General features: G+C 42.6%; 18 protein-coding genes. 4 read left to right on the forward strand and 14 right to left on the reverse strand.

Going from position 1 to position 20,698, the window contains the following annotated elements:
- Window positions 1-38 precede the first annotated feature (38 nt).
- From BA81_RS04875 to BA81_RS04905, 7 genes are all read right to left on the reverse strand, one after another.
- Complete coding sequence (locus BA81_RS04875) at window positions 39-884, reverse strand: aldo/keto reductase (protein WP_034280907.1); 846 nt, start codon at window positions 882-884, stop codon at window positions 39-41.
- 69 nt (window positions 885-953) lie between these two features.
- A complete protein-coding gene (locus BA81_RS04880) occupies window positions 954-1,823 on the reverse strand; it encodes an ROK family protein (RefSeq protein WP_034280908.1) in 870 nt (289 codons plus the stop codon).
- Between the two features lie 62 nt (window positions 1,824-1,885).
- Window positions 1,886-3,901, reverse strand: coding sequence for a Na+/H+ antiporter (locus tag BA81_RS04885; protein ID WP_034280909.1), 2,016 nt, complete (start codon window positions 3,899-3,901; stop codon window positions 1,886-1,888).
- A 310-nt stretch (window positions 3,902-4,211) separates the two neighbouring features.
- Window positions 4,212-4,823 carry a trimeric intracellular cation channel family protein gene (locus tag BA81_RS04890; RefSeq protein WP_024423463.1) on the reverse strand — a complete coding sequence of 204 codons (612 nt, stop codon included), beginning with the start codon at window positions 4,821-4,823 and terminating at the stop codon, window positions 4,212-4,214.
- 149 nt (window positions 4,824-4,972) lie between these two features.
- The gene (locus BA81_RS04895; protein ID WP_024423464.1) at window positions 4,973-5,386 is read right to left on the reverse strand and encodes a disulfide oxidoreductase; all 414 of its coding nucleotides are present in this window, start codon (window positions 5,384-5,386) and stop codon (window positions 4,973-4,975) included.
- Window positions 5,383-6,069, reverse strand: coding sequence for a DsbA family protein (locus BA81_RS04900; RefSeq protein ID WP_034280910.1), 687 nt, complete (start codon window positions 6,067-6,069; stop codon window positions 5,383-5,385). Before BA81_RS04900 ends, BA81_RS04895 begins: the two co-directional genes overlap by 4 nt.
- A gap of 141 nt (window positions 6,070-6,210) precedes the next feature.
- Window positions 6,211-8,310 (reverse strand): heavy metal translocating P-type ATPase, encoded by a 2,100-nt coding sequence (locus tag BA81_RS04905; protein ID WP_034280911.1) that lies wholly within the window; start codon window positions 8,308-8,310, stop codon window positions 6,211-6,213.
- Between the two features lie 412 nt (window positions 8,311-8,722).
- On the opposite strand from BA81_RS04905, the gene BA81_RS04910 reads away from it, so the two are divergent.
- Genes BA81_RS04910 through BA81_RS04920 form a run of 3 tightly spaced genes read left to right on the forward strand, consistent with a single transcriptional unit; the run spans window position 8,723 to window position 11,290 of the window.
- Window positions 8,723-9,466, forward strand: coding sequence for a metal ABC transporter ATP-binding protein (locus tag BA81_RS04910; protein ID WP_034280912.1), 744 nt, complete (start codon window positions 8,723-8,725; stop codon window positions 9,464-9,466).
- Window positions 9,466-10,338, forward strand: coding sequence for a metal ABC transporter permease (locus BA81_RS04915; protein ID WP_024423468.1), 873 nt, complete (start codon window positions 9,466-9,468; stop codon window positions 10,336-10,338). Before BA81_RS04910 ends, BA81_RS04915 begins: the two co-directional genes overlap by 1 nt.
- A gap of 13 nt (window positions 10,339-10,351) precedes the next feature.
- Window positions 10,352-11,290, forward strand: coding sequence for a metal ABC transporter substrate-binding protein (locus tag BA81_RS04920; protein WP_034280913.1), 939 nt, complete (start codon window positions 10,352-10,354; stop codon window positions 11,288-11,290).
- 37 nt (window positions 11,291-11,327) lie between these two features.
- On the opposite strand, the gene BA81_RS04925 is transcribed toward BA81_RS04920, so the two are convergent.
- Window positions 11,328-11,876, reverse strand: coding sequence for a hypothetical protein (locus BA81_RS04925; RefSeq protein ID WP_034280914.1), 549 nt, complete (start codon window positions 11,874-11,876; stop codon window positions 11,328-11,330).
- Window positions 11,877-11,964: 88 nt separating this feature from the next.
- Here BA81_RS04925 and BA81_RS04930 point away from each other — a divergent pair, with 88 nt between their 5' ends.
- A complete protein-coding gene (locus BA81_RS04930; protein WP_034280915.1) occupies window positions 11,965-12,570 on the forward strand; it encodes a TetR/AcrR family transcriptional regulator in 606 nt (201 codons plus the stop codon).
- A 19-nt stretch (window positions 12,571-12,589) separates the two neighbouring features.
- Here the strand turns inward: BA81_RS04930 and BA81_RS04935 are convergent, their stop codons facing one another.
- The 6 genes from BA81_RS04935 to BA81_RS04955 form a co-directional block, all read right to left on the reverse strand.
- The gene (locus BA81_RS04935; RefSeq protein ID WP_034280916.1) at window positions 12,590-13,522 is read right to left on the reverse strand and encodes a response regulator; all 933 of its coding nucleotides are present in this window, start codon (window positions 13,520-13,522) and stop codon (window positions 12,590-12,592) included.
- The gene (locus BA81_RS04940) at window positions 13,519-14,835 is read right to left on the reverse strand and encodes a sensor histidine kinase (protein ID WP_034280917.1); all 1,317 of its coding nucleotides are present in this window, start codon (window positions 14,833-14,835) and stop codon (window positions 13,519-13,521) included. The genes BA81_RS04935 and BA81_RS04940 overlap by 4 nt, the downstream gene beginning before the upstream one ends.
- A 116-nt stretch (window positions 14,836-14,951) precedes the next feature.
- On the reverse strand, window positions 14,952-16,397 hold the full coding sequence (aspA, locus tag BA81_RS04945; RefSeq protein ID WP_024426050.1) for an aspartate ammonia-lyase: 1,446 nt from the start codon (window positions 16,395-16,397) through the stop codon (window positions 14,952-14,954).
- 18 nt (window positions 16,398-16,415) lie between these two features.
- Window positions 16,416-17,693: a cation:dicarboxylate symporter family transporter gene (locus BA81_RS04950; RefSeq protein WP_034280918.1), complete on the reverse strand. Its 1,278-nt coding sequence runs from the start codon at window positions 17,691-17,693 to the stop codon at window positions 16,416-16,418.
- Window positions 17,694-18,066: 373 nt separating this feature from the next.
- Window positions 18,067-18,201 carry a hypothetical protein gene (locus BA81_RS20060; protein WP_255290992.1) on the reverse strand — a complete coding sequence of 45 codons (135 nt, stop codon included), beginning with the start codon at window positions 18,199-18,201 and terminating at the stop codon, window positions 18,067-18,069.
- Entirely contained in the window at window positions 18,198-20,633 is a 2,436-nt protein-coding gene (locus BA81_RS04955) for a heavy metal translocating P-type ATPase (protein ID WP_034280920.1), read from the reverse strand. Before BA81_RS04955 ends, BA81_RS20060 begins: the two co-directional genes overlap by 4 nt.
- Window positions 20,634-20,698 lie beyond the last annotated feature (65 nt).

The raw sequence follows: 20,698 nt of genomic DNA on the forward strand, positions 1-20,698 counted from the left end.
AAATCCTCTTTCTCATATAAGAAAGAGGATTCTATTATTTATTCAAACCCAACCGTCATTGTCTCTGGATTTGAGCCGACGCGTTCGTTATTGTTTAATGCATCGATTTTTCCCATGTCTTCTTTGGAAAGCTCGAAGTCAAAGATGTCTGCATTTTGTTTAATGCGTTCTTCATTGATTGATTTAGGAATTGTCACAACACCGCTTTGCAGATCCCAGCGCAAGATGACTTGAGCAACAGATTTGTTGTAGCGTGCAGCAATGTCTTTCAATACGTCATGATCTAATAGCTTCCCTTGCATCAGCGGAGACCATGCCTCAATTTGAATGCCTTTTTCCTTTGCATATTGACGCAGTTCAACAAGTGTCAGTTTCGGATGAAATTCAACTTGGTTCACAGCTGGAACAACCTCAGCATCTTTTAACAGCTCTTCTAAATGCTGAATGTAGAAATTGCTGACTCCAATGGCTCTGACTCTCCCGTCTTTATAAAGCTTCTCAAGTGCGCGCCATGTGTCTTTAAATGTATCTGCATTTGGTCCAGGCCAATGAATCAAATAGAGGTCTAAGTAATCAAGACCTAATCGGTTTAAGCTTGCGTCAAACGCTTCAAGCGCTTTGTCATAGCCTTGATCTGTGTTCCATACTTTAGACGTAATAAATAAGTCTTCTCGTTTCACGCCAGATTCTTTAATCGCTTTTCCTACGCCTGTCTCATTTTTATAAACAGCTGCCGTATCAATGCTGCGATATCCGTTTCGTATGGCTGCTTTTACGGCATCTACCACTTGATTGCCGTCCTCCACTTTGAATACACCTAAACCAAACCAAGGCATTTCGACTCCGTTATTCAATGTTACGGTATCATTCAAGCTTTTGACCATTTTAACAACCACCTTTTTTATAGATTCCATCTCTTTCATTATCTCATGTTGTACTTCAAAACTCTATTATCAGGCGTTTCTCTTTGCTTCGATGGCTAAGAGCAGCGCACCTGTCATGCCAGCCTTGTCCTCAAGTCCAGGGGAGACAATGTATGTATCAAGCGGCGGCAGGTCCACATAATCATTGACATAAGCAGCCAGCTTCTCACGAATTAGTGGGAATAGCTGCTTTTGCTTCATAACGCCTCCGCCCATGATGATGCGCTCTGGGCTTAAAATGAGCGAGTACTGCATAAGCGCCTGCGCTAAATAATCCGCCTCAAGTGACCAAACTGCTTCTTCCTTCGTAAGCTCTTTGGCAGGTTTCCCCCACCTTTTCTCAATCGCTGGTCCAGCTGCCAGTCCTTCTAAACAATTTCCATGTGCCGGACAGATACCTGCAAACGAATCCGATTCATCCTGTCTGATAAGGATATGTCCCATCTCAGGATGTGAATGGCCGTGTAGAAGCTCATTTTTCACAACAGCTCCCGCACCAATGCCTGTACCGACCGTGATATACAAACAGCTGCTTAGCCCTTTGGCTGCCCCCTTTGTTAATTCACCTAGTGCTGCAGCATTGACATCGGTTGTAAAGGATACTGGGACACCTAATTGCTTCTCAAGCTCAGGAATGAACGGATAATGCTTCCACTCCACTTTTGGCGTGTTCATGATATAACCGTATGAAGGATCATCCTTTTGAACACAAATGGGTCCAAAGGAGCCAACCCCTAATGCTGCAATGTCATGCTGCTCAAAAAATGGAATGAGCTTTTGTATTGTTTTCTCCGGGTGCTCTGTCGGAATCGTCATTTCCTCTAAGATGTCTCCATGCTCATTGCCGATTGCACAACAAAATTTTGTACCCCCAGCTTCAATTGCTCCATAATACGCCATCATTGATCCCCCCTGCTTGTTCTCTTTCTTCATCATAAAACATGGGGGAGAAGATGACAACATCACGTATTGGTGAGCAGAACAGCCTCCATGTCATTGATATACTCCCTTAAATGATGGGCAATATCACGATTGATCTCACCGTCTTCATATAAGGTTTGAATTTCATTTCGAATCGTCTGTACAGCTTGGAAGTTCAGCTCTTTTTTCTTCCGGTCAAATGAACGGTCTTTTTGCTGGAAGAAGCTTGGACCGTGTTCACAGCGGAAAATCACTTGATTGTAAAAACCAATGACTTGGTGGCACGTTTGTTGGTTTTCATCTGTCATATGATGTTTGATCGAATCTACTGCAGCTTCAGCGGTTTTCTTACGGATTTGTTTGTACGATTCCTCGTTTTCTAAAATGCCGCTTGAAATGTGCTGATTCGGCCGCCATAATTGCAGCCATTGAAGCAAGCGCAGAAACTTCACCTTTGAAAAGCGAATTTTGAAGGAGTTTGAATACAGCATTTCCAGCTCATGAAATCTTTCTTGCAGTTCATAGGCTTCTTCCTTGTCAATTTTCTCTTCCTCAATTAATTGTTGAAGTTTCATCTGTTCTGCTTTGATACCGTGCAGTCTGATTTTTCGCTCTTGTTTTCTCATCCCGAATTGGTATGGTTCACGCTGGATATTTCTCAGCTTCATTCTATAATCATTGATGAGTGAAAGAGACACTTCCCTGTTGTCCTCATTCATTCCTTCTTTTAAGGTTTTAATGGCACTTCTCAGCAGCTTTCGTTTTGCATGCTGAATCTTTGTATCCAAGTCCACGTCGACTTGCTTGTCTTTTTTCTCTGATAAAAGAGGCAGTAACACACTGGCTAAAATGAGCGTACATAAAATCACACCAGCTGCGAGGAAAATAATCAAGTGCCGCTCTGGAAATGGTGATCCGTCCGCAAGCGTAAATGGAATAGAGAAGGCACCGGCCAATGTCACAGCCCCGCGGACACCAGAGAATGTCATGAGCATCGAGGCGCGAAGCTTCGGCTTTTTCACATTTTGCTTTTTCGTTGCACTCCATTTTCCTGCCCAGAACAGCCATACCCATAAGAACCGCAGCACCATGAGACATAGTGTAATAATTAAGATGTAGCCAATCACCTGCATGTTGTTAAAGGCTTCATCCTGGAAAATAACTGTGGAAACATCCGGAATCTGCAGTCCAAGTATGACGAAAACAAGGCCGTTTAAAATAAATAAAATAATATTCCAGGTGTTTGATGAAGCAATTTGCAGCTTGGCTAAATTCGCTTCCATTCGGTCTTGCTCAATGGCATGTGTCACACCGCCAGCCACAACAGCTAAAATGCCGGATACACCGATTTCTTCCGCTACTAAATAAATCACAAATGGTGTAAGGATTTGCAGGATGATATGCATTGTGACATCGTCCATTCCTAAACGGCGGAGGAAATAGCGAAAACGAATGATAAAAAAGGATAGAATAAATCCAGTCAATAACCCGCCTGCTGCAATCAGTACAAAACTAAAGGATGCCTGAGCAATTGAAAAAGCTCCGGTCACCGTTGCAGCAATGGCAAATTTAAAGGCGACAAGTCCTGATGCATCGTTCATCAGCCCTTCGCCTTCCAGCAGTCTCATGATGCCCTTTGGCATATTCACACGGCTGGATAAAGCACTTACTGCCACCACATCTGTCGGTGATAAAATTGCTGCAAGCGCAAATGCGGCTGGAAGCGGTATGCTTGGAATCATCCAATGAATGGTATATCCCGCTACAATGACGGTCGCAAACACTAAACCAAGCGCTAAAAGAAGAATCGGTGCTCTTAATTTCCATAGCTCGTCCCTTGGGGTACGCTTCCCGTCATTAAATAACAGCGGCGCAATAAATAGAACGAAGAAGAGTTCAGGATTTAAAGAAATATGTAAACCTGAAGGAAAAGCTGCCACCAATATTCCTAAGCCCACTTGAATTAACGGAACGGGAATAAAGGGGACAAAACGATTGATAATATTAGATGCTGCAATGAGTGCCAGTAGTACGAGCACTGCCAAAAAAATCTCCACTAGTACATGTCCCTCCTATGTATATTTTTCGTCAAGTTTTGCTTACATGCAAAGATGTGTTCATTACATCCGTCCGCTCAGAAGTGCTTCTTTAGTATTCCGCAAAAAGTGAAACCAACACATAACAATCCATCTAGGCAAAAAAAGGCTGAATCCAGATATTCAGCCTGCTGACAAAATTTTCATCATATGTATTGTTCAAATGATGAACAAAAGACCCTGCTTTTATTTTACACGAAAACTCCATCATCTGCTGATATTCAGCTCTTATTAAACACAAAAAAAAAGAGCGGAATCGCCCTTTTTCGTTTTACCCTTTATTTAAAAAATAAGACCTGGCGGGAAGGCGCCATTTGAATAAGTAGGAACAAACCCTGCATACGACGAGGATGACAAACAGCAAATATAAAGCAAGCTCTCCTTGCGCTAAGCCGAGTCCAACGAATAAGCCGCCAAGGGCTGCCCATACGGCGTAAATCTCTGCTTTTAGCACAAGCGGCTTTCGCCCTGCTAATAAATCACGCACAATTCCGCCGCCGCTTCCAGTCAATATGGCTGCCACAATGACTGCACTGAGCGGGAGTTCTCTTTGCACAGCAAATAATGCGCCTTGAATCGCAAACGCTGCTAAACCGATCGCATCCGAGAAATTTCCCCATGTGCTCCAGTGCTTGAGCAAAAGCTTTGGAAAAAGAAACACAATCGTAATGGATACAAGGGCAATCGTAAACATTTTGCCCTGTGACCATAAAGCAGACACCGGAAGACCAATTAATAGATTCCGAATCGCTCCACCGCCAAATGCTGTCACAATCCCTAAAATGTACACACCAAGAATATCGTACTCTTCCTCCATTGCCACAATCGCACCACTAATAGCGAATGCGACAATGCCAATGATACTTAAGACTTCCCATGCCATTTTCCGCTTATCTCCTTACCTTTATCTGATCATCTAACACTACTCCCTTAATGTATATCTGACACAGGTGAAAAGCAATACAAATTTTCTTTAAATTTTATCTTTTTGCAAAAATAAAAAATAGCCCGCTTATAAGCAGGCTATCTCTTTCAATCTTCTTTTGCATTTAACAGCAGCATACTAATGATGATGAGAATAAATGCAATAAGGGCTAGCAGTGGAATGGTGATAAAACCAAACCAGTTCAAATAATCAACAGAACAAGGAATACCGCTCAGGCAAGGGCGGATCGATGCAAAGCCAGGTATCTTTTGTTCCATATAATGATAGATAGAAAAACAAGCGCCAATCACAGCCAGAGGCAGAACGTAATATTTCACTTTCACATCGCCTCTGAATGTCGCAATTCCAAGTAAAAGCACGAGCGGGTACATGAAAATGCGCTGAAACCAGCACATATCACATGGGATAAACTTCTTTACTTCACTTAAATACAGGCTGCTCATCGTCGCAACGATAGAAACGATCCAAGCACTGTATAAGTAAACAAGCTTATTCTTCATGATTTTTTCCCTTTGAGCTCTTGATCAATTAATTCTTTGATTTCATCATAGTCATAAAAGTTTTCGACTTGTTTATTGTTAATGAAAAGAGTTGGTGTTGCATTCACTTTATATTGGTTCACAAGCTGATCGTCTGTGTTCAGCTGCGGCTGATATGTTTTCTTTGATAGATGATCTTTAAGCTTGTCCGTATCTATTTTTGTTGTCTTTTTCGCTAGCTCTGTCAGCTTAGCAGGCGTGACCCATTCTGCTTCACTATCTGGCTGTGCTTGATAGACAGCTTCATGAAATGCCCAAAAGTTTTTCGGATCTTCTTTCCACACTTCTTCAGAAGCTAGTGCTGCCAGCACTGCGCCATCTCCATGAACAGGAAGTGGCAAGTTAATAAACGAAAATGATACATCGCCTTTATCTATGTAGTCCGCTTTCAGCTTTGGGAAAATGTCTGTTTCAAATGATTTACATGATGGACATTTATAATCCCCAAACTCGACAATTTGTACGGCTGCGTTTTTATCTCCCATGACAGGCTGTCCTTTAATAGAAGGCTTACTGTCAACCGTTTGTGCTTCTTTGCTGTTGTTATTTCCAATGACGACGAATAATCCGATGAGAAGAGCTGCGATAATGGTTAAAATGACAGCAAATTTAATGGATGATGATTGATTATTTTTTTTACTCACATAAGCACCTACCTTATCTTTTTCATTCCTTCAAAAGAAAAAGGATAATAGCTTAGAATAATGCCATTATCCAACTTCTTCTATTTTAACAAGAGGGGATTCATTATGAAAGATGGTATTCATGAATTTTTCCTAACAATTTTATTTCATTACCCTCATGGCATTTAAAACAGCGAGTACAGTCACACCGACATCCGAGAAGACGGCTTCCCACATGGTCGCAATACCAAATGCTCCGAGTAATAGGAAAACCCCTTTAACTCCAAGAGCAAATGCAATGTTCTGCCATACAATTCTTCTTGTTCGTTTAGCGACAGCGATGGCTTCTGCTACTTTTGACGGCTGGTCTGTCATAATGACGATATCAGCCGCTTCTACCGCTGCATCTGAACCAAGTCCGCCCATCGCAATTCCTATGTCTGCTCTTGCTAATACCGGTGTATCATTAATGCCGTCCCCAACAAATAATAATTTTTCTTGAGGCGCTTTTTTCTGATCAATTTCTTCTAATTTCGTTACTTTATCCTGCGGTAATAATTCGGCATGTACTTCATCAATGCCAATTTGCTGGGCGACCGCTGTTCCAACTTGCTTGGCATCACCAGTCAGCATGACTGTTTGAATGCCAGATGCTTTTAGAGCTGAGACCGCTTCAATTGCATCATCCTTTAATTCATCTGCAATCAAGATCGATCCGGCAAACTCACCGTTAATGGCCATGTACACAACTGTTCCGCTTCGTTTTTCTTTTTCATACGAAATGCCTTCTCGTTCCATCAAGCGATGATTACCCGCTAACACTTGTGAACCACTGATGGTCGCTTTAATTCCATGTCCCGCAATATCCTCATAGGCTTCGATCTGGCTTTCATCAAGCGGCGAACCATATGCCGCTTTAATCGATTCAGCAATCGGATGTGAGGAGTGAGCTTCTGCTAAAGCTGCAAAAGAAAGCAGTTCCTCTTCTGACCACTTGTCGCTCGTTGTCACGATATTGGTCACCGTAAAGTTCCCTTTTGTGAGTGTGCCCGTCTTATCAAATACAGCATAACTCACAGAGTTCAATGCTTCTAAATAGTTACTGCCCTTTACTAAGATGCCTCGTTTAGAAGCTGCCCCAATTCCCCCGAAGAACCCTAATGGGATGGACACGACAAGCGCACAAGGACAAGAAATCACTAGGAAAACGAGTGCCCGGTAAACCCAGTCAGACAATTGTGCTGATGGAATGAGAAGCGGCGGCACAAAGGCAAGCAGCAATGCTAATACAACGACAGCCGGTGTATAGTATTTTGCAAACTTTGTGATAAAGTTTTCTGTCTGTGCTTTTCGGCTGCTCGCATTTTCAACCAAATCTAAAATTTTCGTCACGGCCGATTCACTTAGCCCTTTTTGCACTTCAATTTCAAGAATACCGTTTTGATTCACAAATCCTGCAAGAACTTCTTTCCCTGCTTCTACATCCCGCGGCACAGACTCACCTGTTAATGCAGAGGTATCCACAAGTGAAAATCCTTCAAGGACAAGACCATCAAGTGGAACTTTTTCGCCCGGTTTTACGACGATACGGTCACCGACTTTTACTTCTTCCGGCTTCACTTTTTTTGTTTCATTTCCTACTTTGAGATTTGCATATTCAGGGCGAATATTCATTAATTCACTAATGGATCGTCTTGAACGATTCACTGCTGCCCCTTGGAACAGCTCTCCAATTTGGTAAAACAGCATCACTGCCAGTGCCTCTGGATATTGCTGAATCACAAAAGCGCCAGCTGTTGCAATGGTCATTAAGAAGTTCTCATCAAATACTTGGCCGCGCACGATATTTTTCAGCGCTTTAAAAACCACATCACCGCCGACTAGTAAATACGCTGCGAAAAACATGATAAATTTCAGTAAGCCATCTTCTGGTATAAAATAAGCTGCTGTTCCAATAACTGCACCGCCAATTAATTTCAGCACAATCGCTTTTAAATTCTTTGTCCCATGATCATGATCGTGGTGATGTCCCTCTTCTTTTGGTGATACACTCACATGAGGTTCGATGGACTGAACCGTTTTTTCAATACGCTTTGACATCGTTTCTTGCTTATCTGCATGTGTGACAGTCAATGTCCCTGTCGCAAAATTAACGGAACAAGCTTCAACGCCATCCATTTTGCTGACACCTGTTTCAATTTTACGTGCACAGTTTCCACAATCAAGACCGCTTAATACGTATTCATCCTTCATTTTTTTCATGTTCTCACCTTTTTTCTATATGATAAGTAACGTTCCCTGGATCGATGAAACCTATTAAAAATCAAAAACTTTATATATGAGCATATATTCATATATTAGATTACCTTTATTATATGAGGAGTTCTTGTCTTCTGTCAATCATTTCTGAAGAAATCATTGGTTTTTTGTGTCCAATTCTGTCACACGGATTTTCAATAAACCAAGCTCATGTCCCCCGCTCCCCGCATAACATAAAAACGATCATTTGCAGTTTTTCTCTTTACAAAAGAAGGACATAAGCTTAGAATAAAATAAAAGTTTCCCTAAGGAAACAAATTAGCGTTAGTGAATCATTTCATCCTTTAGTCAAAATTATTTAATGTATGCATATATCTTTAGGAAGTGCAATGATGATTGAAAGGGGCCGCAAGAGATGTCAAATGCTTTAACAATCGACCGTCTTCATGTCTCATATCACGGACAGGATGCATTAGAGAATGTCTCTCTTTCCATACAGGAAGGGACAATGACAGGAATCATCGGTCCAAATGGTGCTGGTAAATCGACGTTACTCAAGGCATGTTTGGATCTCATTGAAAAAGATCAAGGGGATATTCGTTTTTTTGAGCAGCCCTTTAAACAAGTCAGAAAACAGATCGCCTATGTACCGCAGAGAAATGATTTAGATTGGACGTTTCCGATTCATGTACTGGATACCGTACTACTTGGAACATATCCGAAGCTCGGACTAATCAAACGTCCAAAAAAAGAAGACCGGGCATATGCGTATCACTGTTTAGAAAAAGTCGGGATGCAGGACTTTGCCAAAAGACAAATCGGTGAGTTATCCGGCGGACAGCAGCAGCGTGTCTTCCTTGCAAGGGCACTTGCTCAAAACGCACAGCTCTTCTGTTTGGATGAACCATTTGTCGGGATTGATATGGGAAGTGAAGAAACGATGGTTCGCATTTTGAAGGAATTACGAGATGAAGGGAAAACCATTTTGGTTGTCCATCATGATTTGAGTAAGGCAGATGATTATTTCAGCCATCTTGTTCTGTTAAATAAAAAACTCATCAAAGCAGGGCCTGTACACGACATCCTTCGCCCAGAAATCATGCTGGAAGCATATGAAACACAGCTGCCATTCTTAAAATCAGCAGGAGGAGACGTGTAATGGAATTTTTAACCGGACTCTTTGAATATGCTTTTTTACAAAAAGCGCTATTTACATCTGTCATGGTAGGCATCATTTGCGGCGTTATCGGCTGCTTTATCATTTTACGCGGCATGGCCCTGATGGGAGACGCCATTTCACACGCCGTACTGCCAGGTGTCGCCATCTCTTATATGCTGGGAATTAACTTTTTCTTCGGGGCCGTTTTAACTGGGGTGTTAACAGCGATTGGGATCGGTTATGTGAGTCAAAACAGCCGCATAAAAAATGATTCTGCCATCGGCATTGTCTTCACAGCCTTTTTCTCAATCGGAATTATTTTGATCACATTTTTGAAAAGTTCAAGTGATCTATATCATATTCTATTTGGAAACGTTCTAGCTGTTCGATCATCTGATATGTGGATTACACTGGGAATCGGTATATTTATTTTGCTAGCCGTCATTGTTTTCTACAAGGAACTGCTCATTAGTTCATTTGATCCGGTGATTTCTTCGGTTTACGGTTTGCCGAATCGTATGATTCATTATTTTCTCATGACCTTATTGACCCTTGTGACCGTTGCATCACTGCAAACCGTTGGAATTATTCTTGTTGTTGCCATGTTGATTACGCCGGCAGCCACCGCTTATCTCTTAACGGACCGGCTATGGATCATGATTTATTTATCTGCTTTTTTCGGTGCTGTTTCTGCTGTCGTAGGTCTAGGGCTTAGTTTTACGTATAACTTGTCATCAGGCGCTTCCATCGTGCTGGTCGCGACTATTTTATTCGGCAGTGCCTTTATCTTTTCACCAAAGCAAGGCATTCTATGGAGATCATTAAAATCTAAACGAAAACGAACGCACTTAAAAAAGGAAGCGTCTATGTAAAAGGAGGACATATATGAAGAAGGTATTTGCTATCCGTTTGACCGCAGTATTCATTGCCCTTATGATCATCGCAGGCTGTTCGACCCAGCAAAGTAATTCCGGTAAAGATGACGGCACATTAAAAGTTGTCACGACCTACTCCATTCTTTATGACATTGTGAAGGAAGTAGGTGGGCAGCATGTCTCTATTCACAGCATTGTTCCCATTGGTACAGATCCACACGAATTTGACCCGCTGCCAAAGGATGTTCAGTATACGACGGATGCAGACCTTGTTCTATATAATGGCTTGAACCTTGAAACAGGAAACGGCTGGTTTCAAAAGCTGCTTGAATCGAGCGGCAAGGACGGGGATGATGCACCTGTAGCCGAGCTGAGTAAAGGCGTCAAAGTGAAGCATTTGTCATCAAAAGGCCTTGAAAGCCAGCAGGATCCGCACGCATGGCTGAATGTCGAGAACGGGATCATTTATGCCCAAAATGCCCGAGATGCGCTCATTCAAGCAGACCCTGAACATAAAGAGGATTACGAAAAAAATGCAGAAGCCTATATCAAAAAGCTTCAAGCGCTTCACGATGAAGCAAAAGACAAGTTTGATCAGCTGCCAAAAGATAAAAAGCTCCTTGTCACAAGTGAAGGGGCATTCAAGTATTTTGCAGAGGCGTATGGATTGAAAGCCGGCTATATTTGGGAGATCAACACAGAAAGTGAAGGAACACCAGGACAAATGAAGCGCATTATTCATTTTGTCAAAGATCATCAAGTTCCTGCGCTCTTTCTTGAAACAAGTGTTGATAAACGCAGCCTTGAAAGCCTCTCTGAGGAAACCGGGGTTCCGATCAAAGGAAAAGTCTTCACTGACTCTATTGGAAAAGAAGGTGAAGATGGAGACAGCTACTATAAGATGATGAAATGGAATATCGACACCATTTACAAAGGGCTGTCATCATAAGAAAAGACAGGTGGAGTGAATCCGCCTGTCTTTTTTGTCAGCCTGTTATATTTTCTGGATGTTTTTTCGGCCAAATGACGTAGCTGATGCTAATGATGAAATCAATAGTTAAGATCATCCCCCATGTATTGACAAGCTGCATCAGTGCTTCCGTCCGCTCTGGTGCTTGGATGAGATAGGTTAATCCATATAACAGCCCCGCTCCAATAACATAAGAAATGAAATGCCGCGCCCAGCCGACCATTTCATACACAGACCGCTCTTTCCCGTACTTTGGTTTTCCCTTTGGCTTAGGACCTCCTGCAAATCGATAGGCAAACCTAGCATCTGCCCATTTCACCATTTGATGTCCGAAGGCAAGGCTCACACCAATATAAACAGCCGCAAGCCCGTGGATGACACTCGCCACAGCCCCTTGCCTTAAATCTATATAAGTAGCCGCAAGAAGTATGAGATCCAAAATCGGCGTACAGACAAGAAAGAAAGCACCCAACTTTTTCTGTTTAAACACATAACGCAGCGTTAAGCCCATTAGAATAAACAGCCAAAAACCAATTTCACATGCCACAATCAATAACCCGACCAATTTTTCCACATCCTTTTTAATACAATTGTATTAAATAAAAAATAACACAGATGTGTTAAAAAAACAACAGCTATGCTAAAATCAATGTATGCCAAAAATCGTCGATCACCATAAACAAAAACAAAAGGTCGCTCAAGCTGCAATGAGAGTGATTAAACAAGAGGGATTGGAAAGCGCTTCTGTACGAAAAATAGCAGTCGAAGCTGGAATTTCAGCCGGCTCTATGCGTCATTATTTTTCCACACAGCAAGAGTTATTTCTATTCTCTATGAATTTAATTCAAGAAAGAGTCAAGGAGCGGATTACAGGGCTTTCATTAAACGGTTCAACGGAGGAAAATGTCCTCACTTTATTGGAGCAGCTTCTTCCACTTGATGAAGAAAGAAAATTTGAAATGGAGGTGTGGCAGGCTTTTGCAGTCAAGGCGCTGACTGAACCAGATTTACAGCCGCTCAATGCAAAGATGTATGACGAGCTTTTCCAAACGGTCCAATATTGTTTAATGAAATTGAAAGAGGATGGGCTGCTGCTAAATGATATCGATCTTTTATTAGAAACCGAACGGCTTTATGCGGTCATCAATGGACTTGCATTGAATGGAATCGTGCAGCCCGAACGTATACCGCCTCAGCTCATACGCTCCGTACTGCAGATGCACCTGCAATCCATCACAAAAAAAGACATGTCTCCTTAATTGGAGAGCATGTCTTTTTTTAATCTTCCATAAAAATACGTTTCGCTTCGTAGTAAAGCACCTGCACAAATTTCTTCACATTGATGCGGGTGTGTTCTTCTCTTCCGCTCATCTCTTTCGTCAATTCACTCATTTTCTTTCGTACGATGGTGAAATCGAAAAATTTAGATGCGTAATTTTCAAACGTTGGATGAGAAAAATCGGTTAGCCCAAGTGATGCGATGTGCTTTAATGATTGGTTGATCGCACGTCTTACCCGCTGTTCGGCTGCCTTTGCTTCTCTTGCGATGTCTGCCGATGTGTAGGGCTCACTTAACTTATCCTCCGTAATCCCAGTAAAAATGATCTTTAAAGAAGGAAAGGAATCATGATGATCAGCATGCAGCGCTAAATACTGGTCTGTAAACAGAATCATATCTAATAAATCTTTAGACCCCTTCTCACCAACAATACCAAGCTCCGCCAGCAAAAACTGACCTGCCTCTGCAAGACTTTTCCCCCGCTGCTTCGTTTTCGTCTGACCGCGCTGCTGAAATTGCATGACCGATTTGAGTGAGTGCTGAATATTTTCAATTGAATGCTCTAAATGAAGACGTTCAATCATCAGATGGAGGACACTTAAGACCTCTACACGATTGATCGGCTTTGTCACATAATATTCGACGCCAAGCGTATACGCCTGTCCGATTAATTCCTTTGTTTCAACCTGTGACAGCATTAAGTATTTCCCATGAAACTCATCCTTGATCGCTCGAATCGTTTCAAGCCCGTCCCTTTCCGGCATCAATAGATCAATACATAAGATATCAATGTGCAAATCATTTAAGTAGCTGGCTGTTAACTCTGCGCCATCCTCTGCTTCCCCGGCCACAATGCCAAGCTCTTCATCTTCAATGAGCTGAGCCAGTGAAGAACGAACGGCTTCATCATCATCAACTATAAAAAATCTCATCTCCCAATCCCCTCTTTTCTACTGACTTGATCTACTGGTATCGTTAATGTGAAAATCGTTTGTTTATTTGGGATACTCTTCATCTCAACACTTCCGCCAAGCTTCTCCGCTGTATCCTTTACATAGGCAAGCCCGATACCGCTAGATGGATTCCCAGCCTGGTCGTATTTCAAAGTGAAGCCCGGTTTAAAAATCACATGATGATTACGTTCTTTTATGCCAGGCCCGTTGTCGCTGATCTGAAAAATCACGTGGTTTTCTTTCTGTGAAATAGAAAGTGACACCTCTCCATCTACAGGAATGGCTTCAACAGCGTTGGATACGATGTTATTTAACAAAGATAGAATGGTATACACGTGATAGGCGGGATGCTTCCCATCTTCATCATAATGAAAGACGATGTTTTTTTTAAGAGATTCTGCGTAATTTTCATGAATGCGAATGACAAGCCCAGCGATATGAGAAGGACTCTCATAAGCCTGGAAGTTTTCCTCATGAATCAGCTTTGATAAGGCAGAAAAAATCCGCTGGTTATCCTTTTTGATTTCATGCACCTCTCCTGCAATTTGCAAGGCGGTTTTACCGAGCTTTTTCAAATCCAATGATTCCGCATCCTTTGCGTGGTGAAGGGATTGATACAATTGATAGGATGTAGCCGTAATGTGCTCGGCATGTGCGAGTGTTTTATGAAAATATGTAGATTCCGTGTAAAGGTTGGACAGGAGCATCAGCAGATGTTCCTTTTCCTTTTTCATCTGACGCTCTCTCGCCTGCTCTTCATATAAGCGAATCATTGTATAACAAGCCAACACGAAAAAGCTTCTGAAAATCGCTAAAACAAATAATTGGAACAGCGTCCTCACCGTTAACATTTCATCCATCGTGCCTCGAAGTGCGATGATTTCAACAACGCTTGCGCACAGCTCCATGACGATGCCTGTTGCGCCAATCAGCCATGGCTGATCGCGGAAACGTCTGACCTTCAATAAATAAAAGAGTGTGCCATAGACAACATAATAAAGCAGGGAAGGAAATCTTAATGAAACTGCCTCTTCAAGCGGAAGATGCCCTGTCACAGCTGTATCAAGCAGCACGCGAAACGCAAAAACAGATATCCCAGCGATGATGCCGCTTGCCCATGCCGGAAATCTTTTCATTTGAAGCAGGATAAAGAAAAAGACAACGGTTCCAAAGCTGACCCGAAAGCTGTCCTCAAATGGATAAAATTTAAACTCTCCACCAATCGGCGTCAGTACAATGAGCAGCACAATTAAATAAGGCTCTGTATTCAGCCATTTTTTCAGTAGATTCAAACGCAGTCACATCCCTAATAATTGACGATAGTATACTATGTGAGCTAAAGAAAAACAAACCTCCATGAAAAAGCGCACACCGGAACTTTGCCGGTGTGCGCTTCTCATGATGCCGCTTAATCTTCTAAACGATCCTTTTCTAAAAGTGATGCACCAGCAATACCTGGTTTTGTCATTTCAAAAGGATTTAAGATGACATCAAGCTCTTCCTCTGTTAACACATCATTTTGCAGACAAAGCTCACGTACAGATGCACCTGTAAGGATGGCTTCTCTTGCAATTCGTGCAGCCGCTTCATAACCAATGTGCGGGTTCACCGCCGTCATGACACCGGCACTCTTTTCTACATATTCTTTTAATCTAGATTCATCTGCTTTTAGGTCACGCAAGCAGTTGTCCACGAAGGACTCGAATACATTTTTCATCATGCTGAGAGATTGAAGCAGGTTGAACACTAACACTGGTTCCATAACGTTTAGTTCAAGCTGGCCAGCCTCTGATGCAAGACAGATTGTGTGATCGTTCCCAATAACTTGGAATGCCACTTGGTTCATGACCTCAGGCATAACTGGGTTGACTTTTCCTGGCATGATGGATGAACCTGGCTGTCTCGGCGGCAGGTGCAGCTCACCAAAGCCCGCTCTTGGACCTGAAGCCATCAGACGAATATCGTTCGCCATTTTGGACATGTTCATCATACATACTTTAAGCGCAGCCGATACTTCTGTATAAGCATCCGTATTTTGCGTTGCATCGACTAAGTCTTCAGCACCAACTAACGGTAATCCGCTAATGTCAGATAGGTAGCCAACCACTTGGCGAATATACTTAGGATCTGCATTCAATCCAGTTCCGACTGCTGTTGCACCCATATTGACTTCATATAAATGCTGTCTAGACTGCTTGATACGTTTAATATCACGAGCAAGAACTTTTGCATAAGCACTAAACTCTTGTCCAAGTCTGATTGGAACAGCGTCCTGAAGATGCGTGCGTCCCATTTTGATGACATGATCGAATTCCTGCGCTTTTTCGGTCATGACTTGATGCATGTTTTCCATCGTATAAAGTAGTTTTTCAATCATATTCAATGTTGAAATATGAATCGCTGTTGGGAAAACGTCGTTTGTTGACTGCGACATGTTCACATGCGTGTTTGGACTTAGCTCAGTATAAGCGCCTTTTTCCTTTCCTAGTAGTTCAAGCGCTCTGTTTGCAATGACTTCATTGGCATTCATATTCATTGAAGTGCCAGCCCCGCCTTGAATTGGATCGACAATAAATTGATTGTTCCATTTTCCTTCGATGACCTCATCTGCGGCTTGAACAATTTTTTCTCCAAGACCAGAATATAGTCGCTGTGTATCCATATTTGCAAGTGCGGCTGCCTTTTTGACAATCCCTAATGCTTTGATGAGTTCCTCATGAATACGGTAGCCTGTAATTGGAAAGTTCTCCACTGCACGTAATGTTTGAATTCCATAATATGCTTGAGTGTCTACTTCCTTTTCACCTAGAAAGTCTCGTTCGATTCGAACTTGCTTGTCCTGTAGCTTCGTCATTTGAAAAGATCTCCTTTTTTACGCTGCTTTTGTTTGTTGTTTTAATTCCTCAATATACTTCTTCGATTTCTCTTGATCAAATACTTTTTCCCACTTAGACATGACAATGGCTGCAAGTGAGTTACCAAATACGTTCACTGTTGTACGAACCATGTCAAGAAGTCGGTCGATCCCAACGATGAAGGCAAGTCCTTCAAGCGGCAGTCCCATGGCACCAAGAGTTGTGATGACAACAACGAGCGAAGCACCTGGTACACCAGCCATTCCTTTAGATGTCAGCATTAAAATTAATAGTAACGTAATTTGCTCATAGATGGAAAGCGGCATGCCGTACATTTGTGCAACAAATATCGCAGCAATGGATTGATAGATGGCACTTCCATCTAAGTTAAAGGTGTAGCCTGTTGGAATAACGAACGACGTGATCGCTTTCGGGCAGCCGAACTTCTCCATTTTGTCCATTAATCTAGGCAGTACAGCTTCTGAACTTGCTGTTGAGAATGCAAGAATGATTTCTTCTTTTAATACTTTAAATAGTGTAAAGACGCTTGTTCCAGCCATTTTCGCAATAATGCCAAGTACAACAATGACGAAGAATGCCATTGTACCGTAAACGACAAGTACCAGTTTGCCTAGCGGGAGAAGCGCTCCGACCCCGAATTTGATCACCGTCACACTGATGAGCGCGAATACACCAAATGGTGCAAACTTCATCACTTTATTGGTTACCCAGAACATGGCTTCGAGTATACCCTCAAAGAATCCTAATACTGGTTTTCCTTTGTCTCCAACTGCGGCAATTCCTAATCCGAATAAGACTGTAAAGAAGATGGTTGGTAATAGATCACCTTCTGCAATGGATTGGAAAACGTTTGTCGGTACAAGATGCACCAACGTTTCTGAGAAAGTCGCTTTTTCAGAAGAAGCCTTAGATGTCTCTTCATATTTAGAGATATCGCCTTTCTCCATGTTGCTCATATCAATTCCTGTACCAGGATGGAACAAGTTTGCTGCAAGCAGTCCAACTGCTAATGCAATCGTTGTCACAATCTCGAAGTACAGAATGGTTTTTCCGCCGAGTCTTCCGATCGTTTTCATATCTCCAACACCTGCAACTGCTACAATCAATGCAGCAATAACAATTGGAAGAACGATCATTTTAATTAAATGGATGAATATATCGCCAATCGGCGTTAACACATTAATAACGGTTTCATTTTGATAAAACAGCGCTCCCACGACAACACCCAGAACAAGTGCAATGAGTATTTGAGAAGCTAACCCTAACTTTTTCATACGTGAACCCCCTTTTATTGATAACGCTTTCTTTGTTGCTTAATCGCATCTTAACGACGAACCTACAAAAAACGACAAAAAAGAACAAAAAGAAGTGAATTTTTTATGAAAAATCTTTAAAAAGGTGGGTTTTTCCACAATATTGTAAAAAAAAGACTTCGCTTTTGGCGAAGTCTCAGATTGTTGACAAAGGGCTAAAATGATGTTTATTTTAGCCCTTTGTCTTCTTTTCAGCGTGATAGAAAACCTTTGCAGTCTAGGAAGAACGAGCACTGGCGCGGAGCGAATTTGACATTCGTGAGCACCAGCGCGCAGGACTGCGGGCGAATGCGAGGGTTTGTCTACACGCTGAGACTTTGCTTTTGGCGAAGTCTTAATGATTTTGCATCTGTTCACTTGGTGTAAGTTGATTTGAAAAAAATTCATCATAAATCGTATATCCAATGAGCACAAGAGCAACATAGAGCAATGCACTAACGGTCCAAACCCATTTGACATTCATCTTCATTCTGCCACTCCCTCTCTGACTGGCTTCAATCGCTGCAATCTGAGTGCATTCAGCACAACGGACACGGAGCTAAAGGCCATTGCTGCTCCTGCAAGCCATGGTGCAAGGAAACCAAATGCAGCGATCGGTATCCCAATACAGTTATAGGCAAGCGCCCAAAATAGGTTTTGTTTAATGTTTCTCATTGTTTTTTTACTAAATTCCAGCGCATCTGCAACGGCATGGAGATCTCCCGTCATGAGCGTAATATCTGCTGCTTCCATGGCAACGTCTGTCCCTGTTCCCACAGCCATCCCAATATTCGCTGTTGCAAGAGCTGGGGCATCATTGATACCGTCTCCGACCATGGCGACTTTTTTTCCTTGTTCCTTAAGTGCCGTAATGTGAGCCGCTTTTTCTGCAGGAAGCACTTCAGCAATGACATGATCAATGCCTGCCTGTTTCGCAATCGCCTCTGCTGTTAGTTTATTATCACCTGTCATCATCACAACGTGAATCCCCTGCTCTTTCAGACGAGCGATGGCTTGAGGAGAGGATACTTTGATTGTATCTGCGACCGCGACAATGCCGGCGACTTCGCCGTCAATCGCAACAAGCATAGCCGTTTTTCCTTGCTCCTCCAGCGTTGTGACAGATGCTTCTATTTGCTCATATTGGATATGATGTTTCTGTAATAGCTTACGCGTTCCAATCAAAAGCTTGTGTCCTGCTGCCTTTGCTTCAATTCCATGACCTGGATCTGCTTGGAAGGCTTCAATTTCGACTGCTTCAAGACCTTGTTCTTTCATACCGTCTGTGATCGCCCGGGCAAGCGGGTGTTCCGACTGCTGTTCTGCCGATCCTGCTAGCTGAAGCAGCGTATCTTCTGTCCAGTTGGCATATGCCAGTACATCTGTCAGACTAGGCTCTCCTTTTGTTACAGTCCCTGTTTTATCTAACACGACCGTGTCGAGTGATTGAGTCACTTCTAAATGCTCTCCGCCTTTAAACAGAATGCCTGATTCAGCCGCACGGCCGCTGCCAGCCATAATAGAGGTTGGTGTCGCAAGGCCGAGCGCACACGGACATGCAATGACAATGACGGCTATAAAGGTTTCAAGTGCTGACGTCACATTTCCTGGGTCAACAAAGAAAAACCATATGAGGAATGTGAGCACAGCAATTCCTACAACAATGGGAACAAATATTCCTGATATTTGATCTGCCATTCTTTGAATTGGTGCTTTTGAGCCCTGCGCTTGTTCTACAACTCGGATAATCTGTGAAAGAGCGGTCTCTTTCCCGACTTTAGTCGCTTTTATTTTGATGAATCCATTTTTATTGATCGTTGCCCCGATGACCATATCTCCTGCTGTTTTATCAACAGGCAGACTTTCTCCTGTAATCATGGACTCATCTATTGCGGATGTCCCCTCCATGATCTCCCCATCTACCGGTACTTTTTCCCCGGGTTTGACAAACACAAGGTCATTCACTTTCACGTCAGAAATAGGCACAGTCATCTGTTTGCCATCTCGCTCGATAACCGCTTCTTTCGCTTGTAAGCCCATGAGCTTTTGAATCGCTTCTGATGATCTTCCTTTTGCTCTTGCTTCCATTAATTTTCCGAGCACGATCAACGTAATGAGGACAGCACTTGTTTCATAATAGAGGGCTGCCTCATGTGTGCCTTGAACCGCTGACTGAATGCTTTCATATAAACTATAGAAAAACGCGGCAGATGTCCCAAGAGCGACAAGAACATCCATATTGGCACTTTTATTTCTTAAAGCCTTATACGCCCCTACATAAAAGGGCCAGCCGACAATGAACTGCACAGGCGCTGCTAACGCCAGCTGTACCCATGGATTCATAAACGCTTCAGGCAGCCAAATAAAGGACGTAAAAGAAAAATGGCTGACCATTGCCCAAAGAAGCGGCAGTGACAAAATCATCGAGAATAAAAAGCGTGCCGTTTGCTTCTCTATTGCTGCTTGGCGGTGATCTTTCTTTCCTTCCTCTGCTTGATCTGCAGCTGGTTCAATTAAAGAATACCCAATAGACTGCACCGCATCTTTTATGTCATTTGTAGACGTTTGGCCCGGATGATATGTGACCTGAAGTGTCTCAAGCGCAAAATTTACAGACCCGTGATCGACACCGTCCATTCGGTTAATTTTTTTCTCGATTCGGTTTGCACAAGCCGCACACGTCATTCCCTCTATATCAAATTCTGCTTGCTCCATCACCACATCATAGCCAAGCGATTGAACTTTTCGCTTTAAATCATCTGGTGTTAGTTTCTCTGTTTCATAGACAATATGGGAAGTGTCAAGCGCCAAATTCACACTGGCATCCTCCACACCTTCCAGCCTGTTCAATCCCTTTTCGATACGGCCTGCACAAGCAGCACAGGTCATCCCCGTAATTTGAAAGTCAATTTCCTTTTTCATTGATCTCACCTCTCCACATACTCCATGGGGGTATTATTTTTTGAAAAAAATACGTGCTGTACTGC

This window comes from Bacillus safensis FO-36b (assembly GCF_000691165.1).
GTDB lineage: Bacteria > Bacillota > Bacilli > Bacillales > Bacillaceae > Bacillus > Bacillus safensis.